The sequence below is a fragment of the Thioprofundum lithotrophicum genome (assembly GCF_055387065.1).
This window is the reverse complement of record NZ_AP042379.1, coordinates 612,152-631,968: the sequence shown is the minus strand read 5'-3', so window position 1 is coordinate 631,968 and position 19,817 is coordinate 612,152. Positions and strand designations below refer to the sequence as shown.

General features: G+C 65.0%; 13 protein-coding genes. 9 read left to right on the top strand and 4 right to left on the bottom strand.

The window, feature by feature from the left end:
- Positions 1-289: 289 nt before the first annotated feature.
- The 4 genes from ACZ5BH_RS02895 to ACZ5BH_RS02880 form a co-directional block, all read right to left on the bottom strand.
- A complete protein-coding gene (locus ACZ5BH_RS02895) occupies positions 290-1,432 on the bottom strand; it encodes a DUF481 domain-containing protein (RefSeq protein WP_464890420.1) in 1,143 nt (380 codons plus the stop codon).
- A 169-nt stretch (positions 1,433-1,601) separates the two neighbouring features.
- On the bottom strand, positions 1,602-2,486 hold the full coding sequence (locus ACZ5BH_RS02890) for a phosphate ABC transporter substrate-binding protein (protein ID WP_464890419.1): 885 nt from the start codon (positions 2,484-2,486) through the stop codon (positions 1,602-1,604).
- A gap of 326 nt (positions 2,487-2,812) precedes the next feature.
- Complete coding sequence (locus ACZ5BH_RS02885) at positions 2,813-4,528, bottom strand: protein kinase domain-containing protein (RefSeq protein WP_464890418.1); 1,716 nt, start codon at positions 4,526-4,528, stop codon at positions 2,813-2,815.
- Positions 4,529-4,580: 52 nt separating this feature from the next.
- On the bottom strand, positions 4,581-6,059 hold the full coding sequence (locus ACZ5BH_RS02880) for a NarK family nitrate/nitrite MFS transporter (RefSeq protein ID WP_464890417.1): 1,479 nt from the start codon (positions 6,057-6,059) through the stop codon (positions 4,581-4,583).
- Between the two features lie 481 nt (positions 6,060-6,540).
- On the opposite strand from ACZ5BH_RS02880, the gene nirB reads away from it, so the two are divergent.
- The 9 genes from nirB (at position 6,541) to ACZ5BH_RS02835 (ending at position 19,812) form a co-directional block, all read left to right on the top strand.
- A complete protein-coding gene (gene nirB, locus ACZ5BH_RS02875; RefSeq protein WP_464890416.1) occupies positions 6,541-8,982 on the top strand; it encodes a nitrite reductase large subunit NirB in 2,442 nt (813 codons plus the stop codon).
- Between the two features lie 196 nt (positions 8,983-9,178).
- A complete protein-coding gene (gene nirD / locus ACZ5BH_RS02870) occupies positions 9,179-9,517 on the top strand; it encodes a nitrite reductase small subunit NirD (RefSeq protein WP_464890415.1) in 339 nt (112 codons plus the stop codon).
- Between the two features lie 113 nt (positions 9,518-9,630).
- Complete coding sequence (locus tag ACZ5BH_RS02865; RefSeq protein WP_464890414.1) at positions 9,631-11,811, top strand: molybdopterin oxidoreductase family protein; 2,181 nt, start codon at positions 9,631-9,633, stop codon at positions 11,809-11,811.
- A 182-nt stretch (positions 11,812-11,993) separates the two neighbouring features.
- Positions 11,994-13,835 (top strand): DmsC/YnfH family molybdoenzyme membrane anchor subunit, encoded by a 1,842-nt coding sequence (locus tag ACZ5BH_RS02860; protein WP_464890413.1) that lies wholly within the window; start codon positions 11,994-11,996, stop codon positions 13,833-13,835.
- Between the two features lie 182 nt (positions 13,836-14,017).
- Positions 14,018-14,362: a hypothetical protein gene (locus ACZ5BH_RS02855; protein WP_464890412.1), complete on the top strand. Its 345-nt coding sequence runs from the start codon at positions 14,018-14,020 to the stop codon at positions 14,360-14,362.
- Positions 14,363-14,767: 405 nt separating this feature from the next.
- A complete protein-coding gene (locus ACZ5BH_RS02850) occupies positions 14,768-17,428 on the top strand; it encodes a molybdopterin-dependent oxidoreductase (protein WP_464890411.1) in 2,661 nt (886 codons plus the stop codon).
- A 242-nt stretch (positions 17,429-17,670) separates the two neighbouring features.
- The gene (locus ACZ5BH_RS02845) at positions 17,671-18,015 is read left to right on the top strand and encodes a TusE/DsrC/DsvC family sulfur relay protein (RefSeq protein WP_464890410.1); all 345 of its coding nucleotides are present in this window, start codon (positions 17,671-17,673) and stop codon (positions 18,013-18,015) included.
- 295 nt (positions 18,016-18,310) lie between these two features.
- The gene (locus ACZ5BH_RS02840) at positions 18,311-19,462 is read left to right on the top strand and encodes a methyl-accepting chemotaxis protein (protein ID WP_464890409.1); all 1,152 of its coding nucleotides are present in this window, start codon (positions 18,311-18,313) and stop codon (positions 19,460-19,462) included.
- Positions 19,463-19,509: 47 nt separating this feature from the next.
- On the top strand, positions 19,510-19,812 hold the full coding sequence (locus ACZ5BH_RS02835) for an STAS domain-containing protein (protein WP_464890408.1): 303 nt from the start codon (positions 19,510-19,512) through the stop codon (positions 19,810-19,812).
- The last annotated feature ends 5 nt before the right edge of the window (positions 19,813-19,817 follow it).

Here is a 19,817-nt window from a genome sequence, read left to right as displayed (position 1 = left end):
GGGGCCGACCTGTGCAGAAGGACTTTTTCAGCCAATGGGTTCCATTATCTGGCACGCCCTTGAGGCCGGAGAGGTGTTTCGTGACACGCCGTGGATACATCCATGTAGGCTCGACGGCCGCGGTCGCTTCGGGCATCCTGCCCTCTCGCGACACTTGTGCGTCCTGCACGTCGTCCCTGCGGCCGACGGTCACGAAACACCTCTCCGGCCTCAAGGGCTCTGTACCTGTACCGGCCCCGCTGCGCTTGAGCCGACCCGAGGTGGGAAAGCGGCCTCTGGAGGGGCGGAATCAGAAATCGTAGCCGATGCCGACGATGAGCTGGTAGTCGTCCCGTTCGGGGAGGATGCCGTCGGCGCCGGGGCGGGGATCCTGAACCCGGTCCCAGACGAAGGAGAGGTCCAGATCCACGCTGGCCCACAGATCCGAGGAGAGGGTGGCGAGGAAATGGTGGGTGTAGGTGCCCGAGGCCTTGTCCAGGATCTGGAAACTGTAATTGACCTTCAGCTTCGCGCTGGCGTTCAGGCGGGTGGCGTAGAGGGTGCCGAGGCGCAGGGAGGGGGAGGTCTCCGACGGGGTTTCGCCGGTTTCCACCGACACGTAGCGCTTGTAGGAAACGCCCACGCCGCCCGACAGTTCCCAGTCGGTGCGGCCGTCACGCACCAGATCGTAACCGAAGGCGGTGCCGATCGAGACCTGGTGGGCGATGTTCTTCAGCAGGTCGCGGTAGTATTCGGCATTGACCACCCGCCAGAAGAAACGGCGTGACTGGAAGCGATCGTAATGGCCGTTGAGGCGGTGGTTGTTGGAGGTCTCGATCCCGTCGGCGCGGCTGAAGTTGCCCACGTAGTCGGCCACGAAGCGCGATTCGGCGGTGAGGCGGCGGGTGTTGGCCAGCAGGCTCATGTCCACCAGATCGGCGTTGCCCGCGCGCAGGTTGGCGCCCAGGGAAAACTTGCCGCTCCAGTAGTCGGTCTCCTTCCCGCCCCCGTTCCCGATGGAGACGATCCGATCCCGGCGGAAGCGCTGTCGGTGTTCGCCGGCGATCACCCACACGGCGTCGCCGTCGAGTTCGATGCGCCCGATCACCGTCAGCGGCTGTTCGCGGAGGCGTTCGGTCTCGACGCGCACGGTGCGCGGCGCCGCGGTGCGCAGCCGCTGCACGTCTTTCCAGGCCAGGTTCAGCCGCTTGAGCTTGATGCTGTCGAACTCGAGGGTGAAGTTGTAGAGGGACTTGAGCCGACCCTTGAGCCATTCGCCCGACTGCAATTGCAGCCAGTCGTGGCGGCTGTCGGCGGGCGGGACGAAACGTTGCCAGGCATCGGCCGGTGCGCCGGGCCGAGCTGCCGCGGCCGGATCGCCCGCCACGGGGGCGGCCATCGCCAGGGCCGGCAGCAGCCAGACGAGCAAACCGATCTGCAAGCGTCGCTGCATGCCGTCCTCAGTACCGGGATTTGCGAGACGCAAAGCGCAAGGTTGATGTGAACATCCGGGTATCCGGCAGCGGGCAGAGGGGTGCCCGTTAGCCGCGAAGTGTACCTTGGGAACGGACGCCTGTCGCGGTTCCGGAGAGGGAAGGCGCGGCGTCAGGCCGGCGGGCGGATCACTTCACATCGAAGCCGTAGATGAGCATCTTGCTCATCAGTTTCGGTGCGTCCTTGTAGGGCACGGTGCCGTTGTCGCGGATGATGCGGCGGCCTTCTTCCGACGTGGCGAAGGCGATGAAGTCCTTCACTTCCTTGCTGGGGTGGGGGCTGGTGACCAGATACAGGGGTCGGTAGAGGCCGTACTGGCCGCTGGCCACGTTCTCATAGGTGGGTGTCTTGCCGTCGAAACCGATGATCTTCACCTTGCGCTTGCGGGCCGAGCTGACCCCGGTGATGCCCATGGCGTAGGGATCCTTCTCCACGGCCTTCTCCAGCGGGCCGGAGGAGCGCACCACGTATTTCGGATCGGTGACGAAGGCCATGTTGCTGTCCTGGAACACGTACTGACGGATGGCGTAGCCCACGCCGGAGATCTTGCCGCGGCGCACGTACAGGTGGATGGGGGCGTCGGGGCCGCCTACCCGTTTCCAGTTGGTGATTTTGCCGGTGTAGATGCCCCGGATCTGTTGCATGCTGAGGCTTTTCACCGGGTTTTGCGGATTGACGATGATGGCCAGGGCATCCCAGGCCACCGGATGCAGGCTGGCATAGAGTTCCGACTTGTCGGCGCCCGGCAGGGTCATGCGGCAACTGCCGCCGATCATGACCTTGCCCTTGACCGCATCGCGGATTCCGCGGGTGGCGCCGCCGCCGGAGAGCTTGACCTGAATGCCGGTCTTTTTGGTGTAGGCCGCCGCCAGTTCCTTCATGAAGGCCTTCTTGGTGATGCCGCAGCCGGCCCAGGTGATCAGGTTGTCCTGCCCGCCGGCCGCCGGGGCGGCGGGGGAGAGGAGCAGCAGGCCGAGAAGCGGAAGGAGCGCGGGAAGGAGGCGGAATGTCATGATCGTCATCACCTGCGTCGTCAGTCGTGTGTCGTGTCTGTCTGTGAACCGTCTGTATCGGCAGCCGGCACCAGAATCTGAAGGGATCCGGGGTGAGCGAGCCTGTTCCGGATTACCGGGCAATCCTGGCGAATGAGTCAGCATTCAACACGCCCCAAGGGCTTTGTGCTCATTCACGAGCAGATGTCCTGGATTCGGAATATCGATTCCTGCGATCCTCCCGGCAGAAAAGTCAGGATGCAAGGCGGGAGTGCAAATTGCAGCCCCCGTGGAGAAGAAACCGGACCAGCGGTGCCGTTTTCCGGACCGGCGGCAGGCAATCCCGGTCAGTGCGACAGCAGCCACAGCAGCCAGACGTTGAGCACGAACAGCAGTGCGCTGATGGTCTGCCAGACCCGCACGGGATGGCGCTGGATCAGGGGCACGTGCTCGGTGCCGGCAAGCCGCGGATCGGGGTGGCGCAGGGCGTGGGTGAACTCCGAGAGCTTCTCGAAGCGGTTTTCGGGGTGAATGCTCACCGCCTTCTCGATGGCCCGGTCCACCCACACGGGGATTTCGGGGTTGACGCGCTTGATGGGCTGGTACTGCACCCGCCGCAGGTTGCGGGCGGTCAGTTCCTTGCCGTAGGGCAGGCGGCCGGTGAGCAGCTCGTAGGCGATGACGCCCAGGGAGAAGATGTCGGAGCGGTTGGATGGGGGCTGGCCGATGTGGTACTCGGGGGCCGTGTAGTTGATGGTGCCGAGCAGGTTGTTGGTCTCCAGCGGCACGTAGATTTCCTCGATGCCGGCGATCTTGGTGGAGCCGAAGTCGATGATCTTCAGGGTGCCGTGCTCGTCCACCAGGATGTTCTCCGGTTTCAGATCCTGATGGATCATCTCCAGGCGGTGGAAGGCGCGCAGGCCGCGGGCGATCTGTTCGATCATGTCGCGCACCTGGTTGAGGGAGGGGCGTGGCTCGTCGTCCAGCCACTGGCGCAGGGTGCGGCCCTCGATGTGTTCGGCCAGGTAATAGAGGGCGGTGCGCTTGCGCGGCGGCTCCAGCACCTTCATCACGTGGGGGTTGTTGATGCGCCGGCCCACCCATTCCTCGTGCAGGAACTGGTGGATGTATTCGGGATCGTCCTCGTAGTTGACCGAGGGGGCCTTGAGCACCCGTTTCTCGCCCGAGTCGATGTCCTGCACCAGATAGACCTCGGTGCGCCGGTTGGAATACAGGTGGCGCAGGATGCGCTGGCCGTCGAGCACCATGCCCGGTTCCAGCGGCGGGGGGAAGGGCAGCTCGGTGAGCTTCTGGTAGAACTCCTGCTCGTTCTCCCGGGGCAGGCGATCCACCCGCAGCACCAGGGCGGTGAGATTGTCGTTGCTGGCGTTGGCCGCCGCCTGCGCCACCAGGGCGCGGGCGGCCGCTTCGGGGTCGTCGGCGTGGTCTTCCAGGGTCTTGCGAATGGCGCTGTCGGGCAGGAATTCGTGCACCCCGTCGGTCAGCAGCACGAACCGATCGCCGGTCTCCACCGGCACGGTGCGGTAGTCGATTTCCAGATGCAGATCGATCCCCATGGCCCGCGAGAGGTAGGTCTTGTCGGCGCCCATGTCGATGCGATGATCGGTGGTGAGCTGTTCCAGCTCGCCGTCGCGCAGGCGGTAGATCCGGGTATCGCCCACATGGAACAGGTGCGCGGTGTTGGACTTGAGCACCAGGGCAGACACGGTGGTCACCATGCCCTTGTGGCTGCCGTATTCCCGCTGGCCGTTGCCGTACAGCCAGTGGTTGAGGGCCGTGAGGATCTTCTGCCCCGAGGTCTTCACCGACCAGGATTCGGGCGTGCTGAAGTAGTCGGAGAGAAAGCCCTGCACGCAGGCCCGGCTGGCCTGCTGCCCGGCGTCCGATCCGCTCATGCCGTCCGCGACCACCGCCGCCAGCCCCTTGGTGGTCAGCAACGGCTCCTCAGGCACCTGCACCCCGCAGGCGTCTTCGTTTTGCGGCTTGCTTCCGGCGATGGAGTGACAGGCCGAGGCGATCTTGATGGATGGGGATTTGGGCATAAATGGAAGATACAAGATTTTGTATCTTGAATCTTTCCTCTTTTCTCTGCCTTTATTCCACCTCGATCATCTGCACGGTGCCGTCCGGCAGCACTTCGTGCATGTGACCGCGGGGCTCTTCGAGAAACAGCACGGTGATCAGGAACACCGCCACGGCCGCCACGGCAATGGTCAGGAAGAAGAGCTGGGGCGAGACGAAGGAGAGGACGGTGAGGAACACCACCCCGCCCACGTTGCCGTAGGCCCCGGCCATGCCGGCGATCTGTCCGGTCAGGCGGCGCTTGACCAGGGGAATCACGGCGAATACGGCGCCGTTGCCGGCATTGACGAACAGGGAGGAGAACACCACCACCGCCACGGCCGCGGCAATGGGCCAGCTCGCGTCCATGAAGCTCATCAGGAAGTAGCCCACGGCCAGCCCGGCCAGGATCACCGCCAGGGAGCGCTTGCGGCCGAAGCGGTCCGAGATCCAGCCGCCGGCCGGGCGCATGATGAGGTTCAGCCCGGCAAACACCGAGGCGATGGCGCCGGCCGCCACCGCCGAGAGGTTGAAGGTGTCCTGGAAGAACAGCGGCAGCATGGAGACCACGGCCAGCTCGGAGCCGAAGGTGACCATGTAGGCCAGATCCAGCGCCGCCACCTGCTTGAACTTGTAGCGTTCGATGTCCGGCACCGGCTCGCGGAACACGTGGCCGTTGATCTGGTAGATGCGAAAGGTCTGGAACAGAAACAGGCTGCCGAGGATGGCATAGATGATGTCGGTCACCGCTTCGCTCAGCATGCCCAGGTTGGCCGGGCCGAGCTTCCAGGCCAGTACGCCCAGGGCCGCGTACAGGGGGACGTTCATCAGGATGTAGAGAAAGAAGTCACCGGGGCTGGTGATCTCCAGCGCGCCGTTGCGCCTGGGCTTGAAATAGGTGGAGCCCTTGGGCGTGTCGGTCACCGAGAAGAAGTACACGGCCGAATAGATCAGGGCCAGCAGGCCGGTGGTGCCGATGGCCCAGCGCCAGCCGTCGTCGCCGCCGAACAGCAGGGCCAGGGTGGGCAGGACCAGCGCAGCGCCGGCGGAGCCGAAGTTGCCCCAGCCGCCGTAGATCCCCTGGGCCACGCCTGCCTGCTTGGCCGGGAACCATTCGGAGATCATGCGGATGCCGATCACGAAGCCGGCGCCGGCGAAGCCGAGCAGGAAGCGCATCATGGCCAGTTGTTCATAGGTGTCGGCCACGGCGAAACCGAAACAGAGGAAGGCCGAGACGAACAGCAGGCCCGAATAGACCCGGCGCGGGCCGAAGGCGTCGGTGAGCATGCCGATGATGATCCGCCCCGGAATGGTCAGGGCCACGTTGAGGATCAGCAGGGTCTTGATCTGCTGATCGGTGAGGCCGAGGGTGTCGCGCATGGCGCCCAGCAGGGGCGCGTGGTTGAACCAGACGAAGAAGCTCAGGAAGAAGGCGAACCAGGTCAGATGCAGGATGCGCATCTTTCCGGAGAACGACAGCAGGTTGATCTTGCTGTGGTCGATGACGGACATGGTGGTCTCCAGCGGCAAGGCAAAAGGGTTGCAAGATGTTGCCGGCTCTACAGCAATTAGCGTGCCATTATCATAAGACATTGAATAAAAAGGAAAAACCCGTTTGAGCGAGTGGTTTTCATGCACAGCCGGAGTGCAGCCGGACGGCGCCTCTATCAGCCGTGACTGATGTTGGTGCAGTCTCCGGCCGTGGCGGTGGACAGGGGCGCATGCCCCATGCCGGTGCCGCCGGCGCGCCGGCGTTGCGCTTTGGGGCGTGAAGGGCGGGCAGGAAGAGGGTGTGCACCATCTTGGTGCAACCGTCCCGGCAGGGCAGGGAGAGTGTCCCTGCGAAACGAGGGGGAATGTAAAAAATAATTCAATTAAAAACAAACGGTTACGGATTGTTTTATGAATTTCTAATGAATGGCACGGTAGTTGCTGAAAGGGGTGCAGACCTGACAGGCATCACGCAACGCACGCTATTCATCTGGAGCTACGCATGAAAGAGAAACTGGTTGTCATCGGGAACGGCATGGCAGGGATCCGCACCGTGGAAGAACTGCTCAAGGTGGCCCCCGATGCCTACGACATCACCGTCTTCGGCGACGAGCCCTACGGCAACTACAACCGGATCATGCTCTCGCCGGTGCTGGCCGGCGAGAAGACCATCGACGAGATCATGCTCAACGACGAGCAGTGGTACGCCGACAACGGGATCACCCTGCACAAGGGCAAAAAGGTGGTGAAGATCGACCGCGTCAGACGCAAGGTGATCGCCGAGGACGGCACCGAGGCCGACTACGATCGCCTGCTCATCGCCACCGGCTCGCGGCCCTTCATCCTGCCCATCCCGGGCAAGGATCTGGACGGGGTGGTGAGCTTCCGCGACATCCACGACGTGGACAGCATGATCGCGGCCGCGAAGCAGGGCAAGCACGCCGTGGTCATCGGCGGTGGCCTGCTGGGCCTGGAAGCGGCCAACGGCCTGATGCAGCAGGGCATGAGCGTGACCGTGGTGCACATCATGGACATCCTCATGGAGCGCCAGCTCGACCGCCCCGCGGCCGAGATGCTGCGCAAGAACCTCGAGGAGCGGGGCATGAACTTCCTCATGCCGGCCGAGACCGAGGCCATCGTGGGCAAGGATCGGGTGGAGAAGGTGCGCTTCAAGGACGGCACCGAGCTGTATGCCGATCTGGTGGTGATGGCCGTGGGCATCCGCCCCAACATCGAACTGGCCAAGGAGGCCGGCATCCACTGCGAGCGGGGCATCGTGGTCAACGACACCCTGCAGACCTTCGACCCGCGGATCTATGCCGTGGGCGAATGCGTACAGCATCGTGGCGTCACCTACGGCCTGGTGGCGCCCCTGTTCGAGATGGCCAAGGTTTGCGCCAACCACCTGGCCCAGTACGGCATCGGCCGTTACGAGGGCACGGTCACCTCCACCAAGCTCAAGGTCACCGGCATCGATCTGTTCTCGGCCGGCGACTTCCTCGGCGACGACAACACCGAGGAATTGGTCTTCCAGGATGCCTCGCGCGGCGTGTATCGCAAGCTGGTGGTGCAGGACAACCGGATCAAGGGCGCCGTCATGTACGGCGACACCATCGACGGTTCCTGGTACTTCGATCTGATGCGCGACGGCACCGACATCTCCGAGATGCGCGAGCACATCCTGTTCGGTCAGGCGCATCTGGGCGATTCGGGGCACGGCGAGCAGAACCGGGTGGCCGCCATGCCCGACGATGCCGAGATCTGCGGCTGCAACGGCGTGTGCAAGGGCGACATCGTCAAGGCCATCACCGAGAAGAAGCTCTTCACCCTGGAGGACGTGCGCGCCCACACCAAGGCGTCCAGCTCCTGCGGCTCCTGCACCGGCCTGGTGGAGGCCCTGCTGGCCCACGTGGTGGGCGGCGACTATTCCACCGCGCCGCACCTCAAGCCCCTGTGTGGCTGCACCGACAAGACCCACGACGAGGTGCGCGAGCAGATCCGCAAGCAGCAGCTCAAGGACATCCCGGCCGTGATGCAGGCCCTGGACTGGAAGACGCCCGACGGCTGTCCCAAGTGCCGCACCGCCCTCAACTACTACCTGCTGTGCGAATGGCCGGGCGAATACCAGGACGACAGCCAGTCGCGCTTCATCAACGAGCGTGCCCACGCCAACATCCAGAAGGACGGCACCTACTCGGTGATCCCGCGCATGTGGGGTGGCGGCACCAGCCCGAAGGAGCTGATGAAGATCGCCGAGGTGGCGGAGAAGTACGGCGTCAAGTACGTGCACGTCACCGGCGGCCAGCGCATCGGCCTGTATGGCCTGAAGAAGGAGCAGTTGCCGCACATCTGGAAGGATCTGGAAGAGGCCGGCTTCGTCTCGGGCCATGCCTACGGCAAGGCCCTGCGCACGGTCAAGACCTGCGTGGGCAAGGAATGGTGCCGTTTCGGCACCCAGGACTCCACCCACCTCGGCATCGAGATGGAGAAGCTCACCTGGGGTTCCTGGACGCCGCACAAGTTCAAGATGGCCGCCTCCGGCTGCCCGCGCAACTGCGCCGAGGCCACCATCAAGGACCTGGGCGTGGTCTGCGTGGATTCCGGTTACGAGATCCACGTGGGCGGCAACGGCGGCGTGAAGGTTCGTGCCACCGACTTCCTGGTGCACGTCAAGACCGAGGAAGAAGTGCTCGAATACGTGGCCGCCTTCATGCAGCTCTACCGCGAGCATGCCCACTATCTGGAACGCACCGCCCCCTGGATCGAACGGGTCGGCCTGGCCTGGGTCAAGGAACAGATCGTCGAGGACGAAGCCAAGCGCAAGGCCCTCGCCGAACGCTTCCGGGAAGCCCAGAAATACGCCCAGCAGGACCCCTGGAAGGAAATGGCCGAAAACGAAGCCAAGCGGGTCGAATTCGAACCGCTCAAGGTGGTGGCTTCGTAAAGGATATGGTGGAAGGAACGCAGAGGGCGCAGAGACGCAGAGATCACAGAGTTTCGTGCTGAAGGGGTTGATGTGCAAAGAGTCCATATCACTCTTCATCAGCAACATCAACAAACCTCGGCGACCTCTGCGTCTCTGCGCCCTCTGCGTTATTTGCAGCAAGGTATCGGAAGAACGAACACAACGGTAACGAACGATGAGCAACGAGTGGATTGAAGTAGGCTGTATCGAGGACATTCCCCGCAAGGGCGCCCGCGTGGTGCGCACGGCGGAGGGGGACATCGCGGTGTTTCGCACCGCCGACGATCGGATCTTTGCCCTGCGTGACAAGTGCCCGCACAAGGGCGGCCCCCTGTCGCAGGGCATCGTGCACGACACGAAGGTGGCCTGCCCGCTGCACGACTGGAAGATCCAGCTCGATACCGGCGAAGCGGTGGCCCCCGACGAGGGCTGTGCCGCCACCTTCCCGGTGAAGCTGGAGGGGCAGACCATCTACCTGTCGGCCAAGCCGAACGAAGGTTGCCCCAACAGTTGATGACCTTCCCACTGTAGGAGCGGCGCAAGCCGCGAATTACCGCATGAAGACTGGTCGCGGCTTGCGCCGCGCCTGCGGGACAATCACAACACCCTGAATCAGGTCTGGAAGCCATGCTCTTTGGTCGAAAAAAGAAGAACCCCATCAAGCTCGCCGATCCCGGCGTGAAGGAATGGAAATACACCACCTGCGGTTACTGCTCCACCGGCTGTTCCATCGAGGTGGGCGTGAACGACAAGGGCGAGGCGGTGGCCACCCGGGGCGTGGGCAACGCCGACGTGAACCGCGGCAAGCTCTGCCTCAAGGGGATCTTCGAGCACGAACTGTTCCGCACCAGCGGCCGGGGACGGGTCCCCCTGCTGCGCGAGAAGCGCTTCGAGCCCTTCCGCGAGGTGGACTGGGACACGGCCTTGGACAAGGTGGCCGACGAGATCAAGCGGATCCAGGGACAGTACGGCCGTGACGCCTTCGCCATCGTCTCCACCGGCCAGATCATGACTGAGGAGTTCTATACCCTGGGCAAGCTGGCCCGGGGCGTGATCGGCACCAACAACTACGACGGCAACACCACCCTGTGCATGTCGTCGGCGGTCTCGGGCTACAAGCGCTCCTTCGGCTCCGATGGCCCGCCCGGTTGTTACGAGGATTTCGAGCATACCGAATGCCTGCTGGCCATCGGCTCCAACCTGCCGGAGCAGCACCCGGTGATCTTCTGGCGCCTCAAGCAGGCGCTGGAGAAGCGCAAGTTTCCGGTGATCGTGGTCGATCCCCGGGTCACCATGTTCGCCCAGATGGCCGACATCCACCTGCCCATCAAGCCGGGCACCGACGTGGTGCTGCTCAACGCCCTGGCCCACGTGATCCTCGAGGAAGGGCTGGAGGATCGGGCCTACATCGAGGCCCACACCTCCGGCTACGACGAATTCGCCGCCCTGGTGAAGGAATACGATCCGCTCACCGCCTCGCGGATCTGCGGCATCGACGAAGACACCATCCGCAACGTGGCGCGCACCTACGCCAAGGCCGGCGCGGCCATGACCATCTGGACCATGGGCATCAACCAGTCCACCCATGGCTCCGACGGCGTGGTGGGGATCAACAACCTCAACCTGATCACCGGCAACATCGGCAAGCCCGGTGGCAGCAGCCTCTCCATCACCGGCCAGTGCAACGCCATGGGCACCCGCGAATGGTCTTCCTGCTCGGGCCTGCCGGGCTACCGTGCCCTGGAGAACGAGCAGGATCGCATCGACATCGCCAACTTCTGGGGCATCGATCCCGAGTTCTTCCCCAAGAAGCGCGGCCTGTTCCAGACCGACATCTTCCCGGCCATCGAGACCGGGCAGATCAAGGGCCTGTGGATCATCGCCACCAATCCCATGACTTCCATGCCCAACACGGCGCGGATCCGCAAGACCCTGGAGAAGCTGGAGTTCCTGGTGGTGCAGGACGCCTACGAGGACGTGGAGACCAACGAATACAGCCACGTCTATCTGCCCGCGGCCCTGTGGGCCGAAAAGGAAGGCTGCTTCACCAACACCGAGCGGCGGGTGAACCTGATCCGCAACGTGGTGCCGCCCTATGCCGACTCCAAACCGGATCTGTGGATCTTCAACCAGATGGCCACCCGCTTCGAGCAGGGGCGCAAGATGCGCTTCCCCGAAACCGCCGCCGGCGTGTTCGACGAGATGCGCGAGCTGTCCAGGGGGCGCATGCTCGACTATTCTGGCATGACCCACGAGAAGATCGAACAGCAGCGGGGCATCCAGTGGCCTTGTCCGGAAGGCGCCGAGACCGGCACCCCGCGCCTGTACACGGACGGCAAGTTCCAGCACGCCGACGGCAAGGCCAAGCTGATCCCGCTGCCTTTCGTGGACAACAACGAGCGGCCCGACGACGAATACCCCTTCTGGCTCAACAGCGGCCGGGTGGTGGAACACTTCCACTCCCGCACCCGCACCGGCAAGGTGGGCAACCTGAACAAGTTCAGTCCCACTCCCTACATGGAGATGAACCCCGACGCCGCCCGCGATCTCGGTATCGAACACGGCAGTTACGCCCGCCTGGTGTCGAAGCGCGGCGATGCCGTGGTGCTGGTGCAGACCACCCAGCGGGTGCCCTACAACATGGTGTTCATCCCCTTCCACTTCCACGAATGCGTCAACCGCCTGACCCTCGGCCTGCTGGATCCCCACTCCCGCCAGCCGGCCTTCAAACAGGCGGCCGTGCGCATCGAACCGGTGGAAGACCAACAGGCCGCCGCGGTGCGCAACCGTGCCGCGCGGACGTATTAGACTCGGTGGAAGGAACGCAGAGGGCGCAGAGACGCAGAGAACTCAGAGATTTTCTGTCGGATTGTGAGTGAATGTGTATATACGGAAGATGATGAGTCGTTTGACCATGCCGGCATTTCTCCGCGATCTCAGCGCCTCTGCGACCTCTGCGTTGTTTACAGTGAACCCGAATAGTGACGACAATGTATAAAGTACGCGACGACGAGCCCGATTACGCCTTTCTGCCCGATGTGCAGCCGCCGGAGAAGAACCGTTACGGCAAGCCCATCGATCTGGTGGATTCGCCCGACGATCCGCTGGTGGCCGATGGTCTGGTGATCAACGGCGAGCGCAGCAAGCCGGACAATCCCAACCGCTACAAGCAGCACGGCTTCTATTTCAACGCCGACAACTGCATCGCCTGTCATGCCTGCGAGTCGGCCTGTTCGCTGAAGAACGATCTGCCGCCCTATCTGGCCTACCGGGCGGTGGGTTACGTGGAGGGGGGCGTGTACCCGAACACCACGCGGATCAACATCTCCATGGCCTGCAACCACTGCGACGACCCGGTGTGCCTCAAGGGCTGTCCCACCCGGGCCTATACCAAGTTCGCCGAATATGGCGCGGTGCTGCAGGACCCGGACATCTGTTTCGGCTGCGGTTACTGCACCTGGGTCTGCCCCTACAACGCGCCGCAACTGGACATGCAGCGCGGTCACGTGCACAAGTGCAACATGTGCATCGACCGCCTGGAGGCGGGGCTCAAGCCGGCCTGCGTGGCCGCCTGTCTGGGGGGCGCGCTGGACTTCGGGCCCATCGAGACCACGCCGGAGAACCGCGAGCAGCTCGAGACGCGGATCCCCGGCTTCCCCACGCCGGACATCACCCATCCCAATATCCGCTTCCAGCAGATCCGCTCCCTGCCGCGGGAGATGCTGCGTACCGATGCCATGCCCCTGCGTTACGAGCAGGACGAGCCGGGCAAGGGGCCGTACAAGCCCAAGGTGCGGGACACGGGCCGCCAGCCCCGCTGGAACCTGCGCAAGCTGCGTTCGCGGGAAGATCCCCTGGTGATCTTCACCCTGATCTCCCAGGGCGTGATCGGCGCCTTCCTGGCCCTGTTCCTCGGCCCGCTGTTCGGCCTCGAGGCCCTGTCGGCCGAGAGCCACCCGCTGGCCCGTTCCCTGAGCCTGTTCGTGCTGCTGGGCCTGGAGACCTTCGCCCTGGCGCTTTCCACCATGCACCTGGGGCGGCCGCACCGTTTCTACCGGGCCTTCAACAACCTGCGCCATTCGCCGGTGAGCCGCGAGGTGGCGGGGATCGCCGTGTTCTTCAACCTGCTGGCCGCCTACACGCTGCTCGAGGCCTTCCCCGGCCTGTTCGGCTGGCTGCCGAGCGGCTGGCATGAGGGCCTGCTGGCCATCACCGGCTGGGGCGCCGTGGCGGCCGGGCCCCTGGCCATCTGGTTCATGCACCGGATCTACCGCATCCCGGCGCGGCCCTTCTGGAACCACTGGCAGGTGCTCACCAGCTTCTATGGCAACATGCTGGCCCTGGGCAGCCTGTTCGTGATCCTGATCTTCGGCGGCGTGCTGCTGGCGGCGGGCGAGCCGCTTTCGCCCCTGCTCAACGTCTTCGGCAGCCTGCTCTTCGCGGGCCTGCTCCTGGAAGGTTTCGGCCTGTGGCGCCACGCCCGCGACATGCAGGCCGCCGATGGCGAGGGCGCCGCCGCCCACTACGAGCAGCGCACCACCTTCGGCAAGACCTGGCGCCTGCGCAACGCCCTGCTGGTCACGGGCGCCCTGGGCGCCCTGCTGCTGGCCCTGTTCGGCGGCAGCGGCGTGCTCACCTATGCCCTGTGGCTCGTCACGGCGCTCGCCGTGCTCGGCGCCGCCGTGATCGGCCGCGCCCTGTTCTACGTGCTGGTGATCCCCACCACCATGCCCGGCGCCTTCTTCTGGCGCAATCGGGGCTTCCAGGAACACGCCCGCGAATCGGGCCTGGCCGAAATGCCCCAGGTCGGCGTGCTGCCCGACACGCATTGAACCGGGCCGGGGTGGAAGGAACGCAGAGGGCGCAGAGACGCAGAGAACGCAGAGCGTGACATTGAGAGGAAAGTTGCATTGTGTGAGTGTGCGGGGCCGTTTCGATCCGCTTCCAGGATGCAATAACAATCTCCGCGATCTCTGCGTCTCTGCGACCTCTGCGTTATTTGCAGTGAAACCTCATGCCTCGCACACTGGAAGAGATTGACGACGATCTGGCCCGGGCCGTGTTTCGGGCAGTGTATGATTCGCCCGTGCAGAAGCGCCGGCGGCGGCTGGCGGTGGCGGTACTGGTGGTCAAGCACCTGGGCCGGGGGCTGGTGATGATCTGGCCGGCCTATGTGGTGCTGCTCGCTCTGGCGCTGGTGCCGGGGGTGGCCGAACGCTGGTGGTATCTGGCCGCGCTCATGCCGGGCGTGCTGGGCTGGCTGCTCATCTACCTGCGCGGCGTGCGCCGCGACTACGCGCAGCGGATCCGGGGGCGCCTCCTGGAGCGGGGCGACTGCCGCAAGCTGTTGCTGAACTGAGCAGGGTGGAAGGAACGCAGAGGGCGCAGAGACGCAGAGTTCGCAGAGCGAAAGGGTTTTTATTCATCATCTCAAAATTGTTTTACGACACGCCCCGTAGGGCGGCTCAAGCGCAGCGGAGCCGCCATGGCCGGATGACACGCCTTTCGCCGGCTCCGCTGCGCTTGAGCCGGCCTACGCCTGAGAGGTGTGGAAGAGAACACGGAGGGCACGGAGATATGGCGTTTATGGCGGTTTTTCAGAACCGGCCGGCGTGACCGATGGCAAAGCACGACAAAGACGACTGCACACGAGGAGAACATGAGCGAACGTAATCAACAGATTTCTCCGTGCCCTCCGTGCCTCCGTGCCTTCCGTGTTCCTTCCACCGGGCCGGTCGAAGTCGTGCCCCCGGAGTATTGCTGAATGGCCTTCGAAGTCCAGACCACCTGTCCCTACTGCGGCGTCGGCTGCGGGGTGCTGGCGTCCATCGACGAGGCGGGCAACGTCGCGGTGAAGGGCGATCCGGCCCATCCGGCCAATCTGGGGCGGCTGTGTTCCAAGGGCGCGGCCCTGGCCGACACCATCGGCATGGAAGGGCGGCTGCTGTATCCCGAGATCGAGGGCACCGCGCACGGCTGGGACAACGCGCTGGACTACACCGCCACCCGCCTGCGCGAGATCCTCGCCGCCCACGGCCCCGAGGCCATCGCCTTCTACGTCTCCGGCCAGCTCCTGACCGAGGACTACTACGCGGCCAACAAGCTGATGAAGGGCTTCCTCGGATCGGCCAACATCGACACCAACTCGCGGCTGTGCATGTCCTCGGCGGTGGCCGCCCACAAGCGGGCCTTCGGCAGCGACACGGTGCCCTGCAGCTACACGGATCTGGAGCGGGCCAAGCTGATCGTGCTGGCCGGCTCCAACGCCGCCTGGTGTCATCCGGTGCTCTACCAGCGCATCGTGCGGGCGAAGAAGGAGAATCCGGATCTGATGGTGGTGGTGATCGATCCCCGCGTCACCGCCACCTGCGACATCGCCGACATGCACCTGGCCCTGCGGCCCGGAACCGATCATCTCCTGTTCAACGGCCTGCTGCTGCACCTCGAGGCCCAGGAGGAGCGCAACGCCCTGTTCGTGAACAACTGTACCGAAGGCCTGGAGGCCGCCCTGGCCGCGGCCCGCGAGTGTGCCGGTTCCCTCGAAGCGGTGGCGCAGGCCTGCGATTTGCCTCTCGACCAGGTGCGCGCCTTCTACAAGCTGTTCGCCCGCACCGAGCGGGTGGTGAGCATCTTCTCCCAGGGGATGAACCAGTGGTCCTTCGGCACCGACAAGATCAACAGCCTGATCAATTGCCATCTGCTCACCGGCCGCATCGGCCGCCCCGGCATGGGGCCGTTCTCCTTCACTGGCCAGCCCAACGCCATGGGCGGGCGCGAGGTGGGCGGGCTGGCCAACCAGCTCGCCGCGCACATGGCGCTGGACGATCCCGAGCACCGGCGCATCGTGCGGGATTTCTGGAAGGCGCCGGCGCTGCCCGAAAAAGCCGGGCTCAAGGCGGTGGAACTGTTCGAGGCCATCGAGGCGGGGCGGGTGAAGGCGGTGTGGATCATGGCCACCAATCCCGCGGTGAGCCTGCCCGATGCCGGGCGCATGCGCCGGGCGCTGGAAAAATGCGAGTTCGTGGTGGTCTCCGACTGCGTGCGCGATACCGACACCACCCGTCATGCCAACGTGCTGTTCCCGGCCCAGACCTGGGGCGAGCGGGAAGGCACGGTGACCAACTCGGAGCGGCGGATCAGCCGCCAGCGGGCCTTCCTGCCCACGCCGGGACAGGCCCGGCCCGACTGGTGGATGATCCAGCAGATCGCCCGCCGCCTGGGTTTCGGCGAGGCCTTTGCATGGCGCAATGCGGCCGACATCTTCCGCGAGCACGCGGCCCTGTCGGCGGCGGAGAACGGCGGTTCGCGCGACTTCGACATCGGCGCCCTCGCCGATCTGAGTGATGCCGAATACGATCGCCTGCAGCCGGTACAGTGGCCGGTGCCCGCCGGCGGCACGCCCGGCCGCCGGCCCTTCGAGGACGGCCGCTTCTTCACCGCGGACGGCCGCGCCCGCTTCGTGGCCGTGGGGGCCCATGCCCCCGCCGAGGCGCCCGGCGGAGACTATCCCCTGGTGCTCAATACCGGCCGGATCCGTGACCAGTGGCACACCATGACCCGCACCGGCAAGTCGGCGCGCCTCTCGGGTCACATCGTCGAACCGTTCGCCCAGATCCATCCGGAGGATGCCGAAGCGCAGGGGATCGCCGAGGGCGATCTGGTGCAGGTGGAGAGCCGGCGCGGGCGCATCGTGGTGCGGGCGCGGATCGACGCGGGCCAGCGCCCCGGCAGCGTCTTCGTGCCCATGCACTGGAACGATCAGTTCGCCGCCTGCGCGGCGGTGGACACCCTGACCGGTGCCTTCACCGATCCCCTCTCCGGCCAGCCCGAATTCAAGCACACGCCGGTGCGCATCGCCCGCTGGCCGGCGGCCTGGTACGGCTTCCTGCTCAGCCGCCGGCGCCTGGCCATGGTCACCACCGGCTACTGGGCCCTGTCGCGCGGCAAGGGGCTGTGGCGCTACGAACTGGCCGGCCAGGAGCTGCCGGACGACTGGGCGCGCTGCGCCCGCAGCCTGCTCTGCCAGCAGGCCGAGAAGGTCGAGTGGATCGAGTATCACGACAAGGGCCAGCACCGCTATCGGGCGGCGCGGATCGAGAACGGGCGCCTCGAGAGCGTGATCTTCATCGGCCCCGATCCGACGCTGCCGGAGCGGGACTGGCTGCTCAAGCTGTTCGCCGACGAGACGCTCGCAGAGCGGGATCGCATGGCCATCCTCACCGGCAAGCCGGCCTCCGGCCAGCATGATGCCGGCCCGGTGGTCTGCGCCTGCTTCGGCGTTGGCCGCAACGTGCTGGTCAACACCATCCGCCAGCAGCACCTGACCAGCCCCGAAGCCGTGGGCGAGGTGCTGCGCGCCGGCACCAACTGCGGTTCCTGCGTGCCGGAGATCCGCGCCATCATCGAGGAGGTGCTGGGTGATTGAGATTTCAACGCAAAGGCGTCAAGGGCGAAAAGATTTTTGTGTGTTTGTGTAGGAGCGGCGCAAGCCGCGATGCCACGGTTACGGGTGGCCGGGGATGGATGGCGAATAAAGACACCGCTGTTCCCGGCAACCCGCTACCCGCAACCTGCTACTGTCGCATCGCGGCTCGCGCCGCTCCTACCGGGACTGGCTGGCGAAAGAAACAGGAAACGAACAGAGGTAACCGACAGATGTACCCCAACATGCAGACCAAAACCCTCCTGGTCAACGGCCGGGAGGTTCTGACCGACAGCGAAGGCTACATCGTCAATCTGGACGAATGGAGCGAGGATTTCGTGCGCGCCCAGGCGGCCGCGGAAGGCCTGGCGCTGACCGACGAGCACTGGGAAGTGGTGCGTTTTCTGCGTGACTACTACGCCGAGCATGGCGTGCAGTGCGAGGTGCGCAAGATGGTCAAGCATTTCCGCCAGGTGTGGGGGCCCGAGCGCGGCAGCAGCCGCTATCTGCACAAGATTTTCCCCCGCGGCGGCCCGCAGAAGCAGGGTAACCGCCTGGCCGGGCTGCTGCGCACCAAGGGTGAGCACTGACCCGCGGCAGACCCGCACGGACGATTTTTCAACGGCGGATCCCGGATGATCCGTCAGGGCAGGGAGGCCGACGGCGCCGCTCCTGGTGCGCCGGCAAAATCCTCGCAGGGAGGCGAGGTAACCTCTTCCCGGCATCGCCGGCGCGCGGTTCGCGGGCCGGTGTCCCCCTTGCGATGGCTAAAGATCCGGCCGCGGCGGCCGTTATTGGAGTCAGGAACACCCGCACCAGGGACGTGCTGTCTGCGCCCGGGTGGCGGGGCCGCAATACCCAATCCACCCAAGGAACACCTGTGACATGAAACCGCTGTTCGTCGCCCTGCCGGGGGCACTGGGACTGCTGGGCATGGACATGGCCGGCCTCGCGGCGCCCTGGCGCTGGACACTCGAGGGCGCATTGGTCGTGGTGCTCCTGCTGGCCATGCGGGCGGGAGGCTTCCGCAACGCGCCGCAGGCAACCCCGACGCCGCGGGCGGAGGCGGCGGCGTCTCCGCCGCCGGCAGCGCATGGCGATCTGCTCCTGGCGCTTGAAGGGGAACTGCAGGACGAGAGCGCCAGCACCGCCGAGGAGGTCCGGCGGGTGCAGGCCCTGCTGCACGAAGCGGTCACGGGGCTGGCCAACGAATTCGAGAACATGTCCCGTGTCTCCCAGCGTCAGGAAGCCATCGTCACCGAGATCCTGGAGCACAACAGCGGCGCCAGCGAAGGCGGCGTCAACGTGCGGCAGTTCGCCGAGGACACCTCGCATCTCATGGAAGAATTCATCGGCATCCTCACCAGCGTCAGCGAGCAGAGCGTGGAGACGGCCCACCACATCGACGACATGGTGGAACACCTGGACGGGATATTCAGCCTGCTGGACGATGCCAAGTCGATTGCCGATCAGACCAACCTGCTGGCCCTGAATGCGGCCATCGAAGCGGCCCGGGCCGGCGAGGCCGGGCGCGGTTTTGCCGTGGTGGCCGACGAGGTGCGCAATCTTTCGGCCCGCTCCACCGCCTTCAACGATCAGATCAAGGAACAGGTGGACAAGGCCAAGAGCGCCATCGCTCATGTCAACGAAACGGTCAATGCCATGGCCTCCCGGGATCTGCAGGTGACCATCGAGGCCCGCAACCGGGTGCAGCGCACCCTGCGGGCGGTCGAAGACATGAACCTCTTCTTCGCCGCCAAGATCGGCGAGGTGTCGGCGCTGGGCGAGGAGCAGGCACAGGCCGTGGCCACGGCCGTGCGGGGTCTGCAGTTCGAGGATATTTGCCGCCAGTCCCTGGAAGCGGCCGAGACCAACCTCGAACGCATGCGGGAGATGGTTTCCCTGCTGCGCGATGCCGCCAGCGGCGACGGCGACGTGGCATCCCGGTTGCAGGCGGCCCGCGACCGGTGGCGCACGGGACGGCACAAGGCCGTGGCCCAGGAAGGCATGGACAGCGGCGACGTGGAGCTGTTCTGAAGTCGGAAATCCGGGAAGGCACTTTCAAGGCACCAGGGGACGAGCGCATGAGCATCGAGGTAAAGAAATCCAGCGACGGCAAGGAGCTGATCATCTATCTGGACGAGCAGTTCGACTTTGCCCACCACAAGGATTTTCGCGAAGCCTACCGCAACGAACCGGCCAACCTGCGTTACCGGATCAACATGGCCCGGGCGCGGCATCTGGACAGTTCGGCGCTGGGCATGCTGTTGCTGCTGAAGAAGCACGCCGGGGGCGATGCCGCCGATGTCATTCTCGAAGAGGTGCCCGGGGAAATCCGCGAAGTGCTGGAGGTGGCCAATTTTCACAAGATATTCACCCTCCGCTAGGCCGG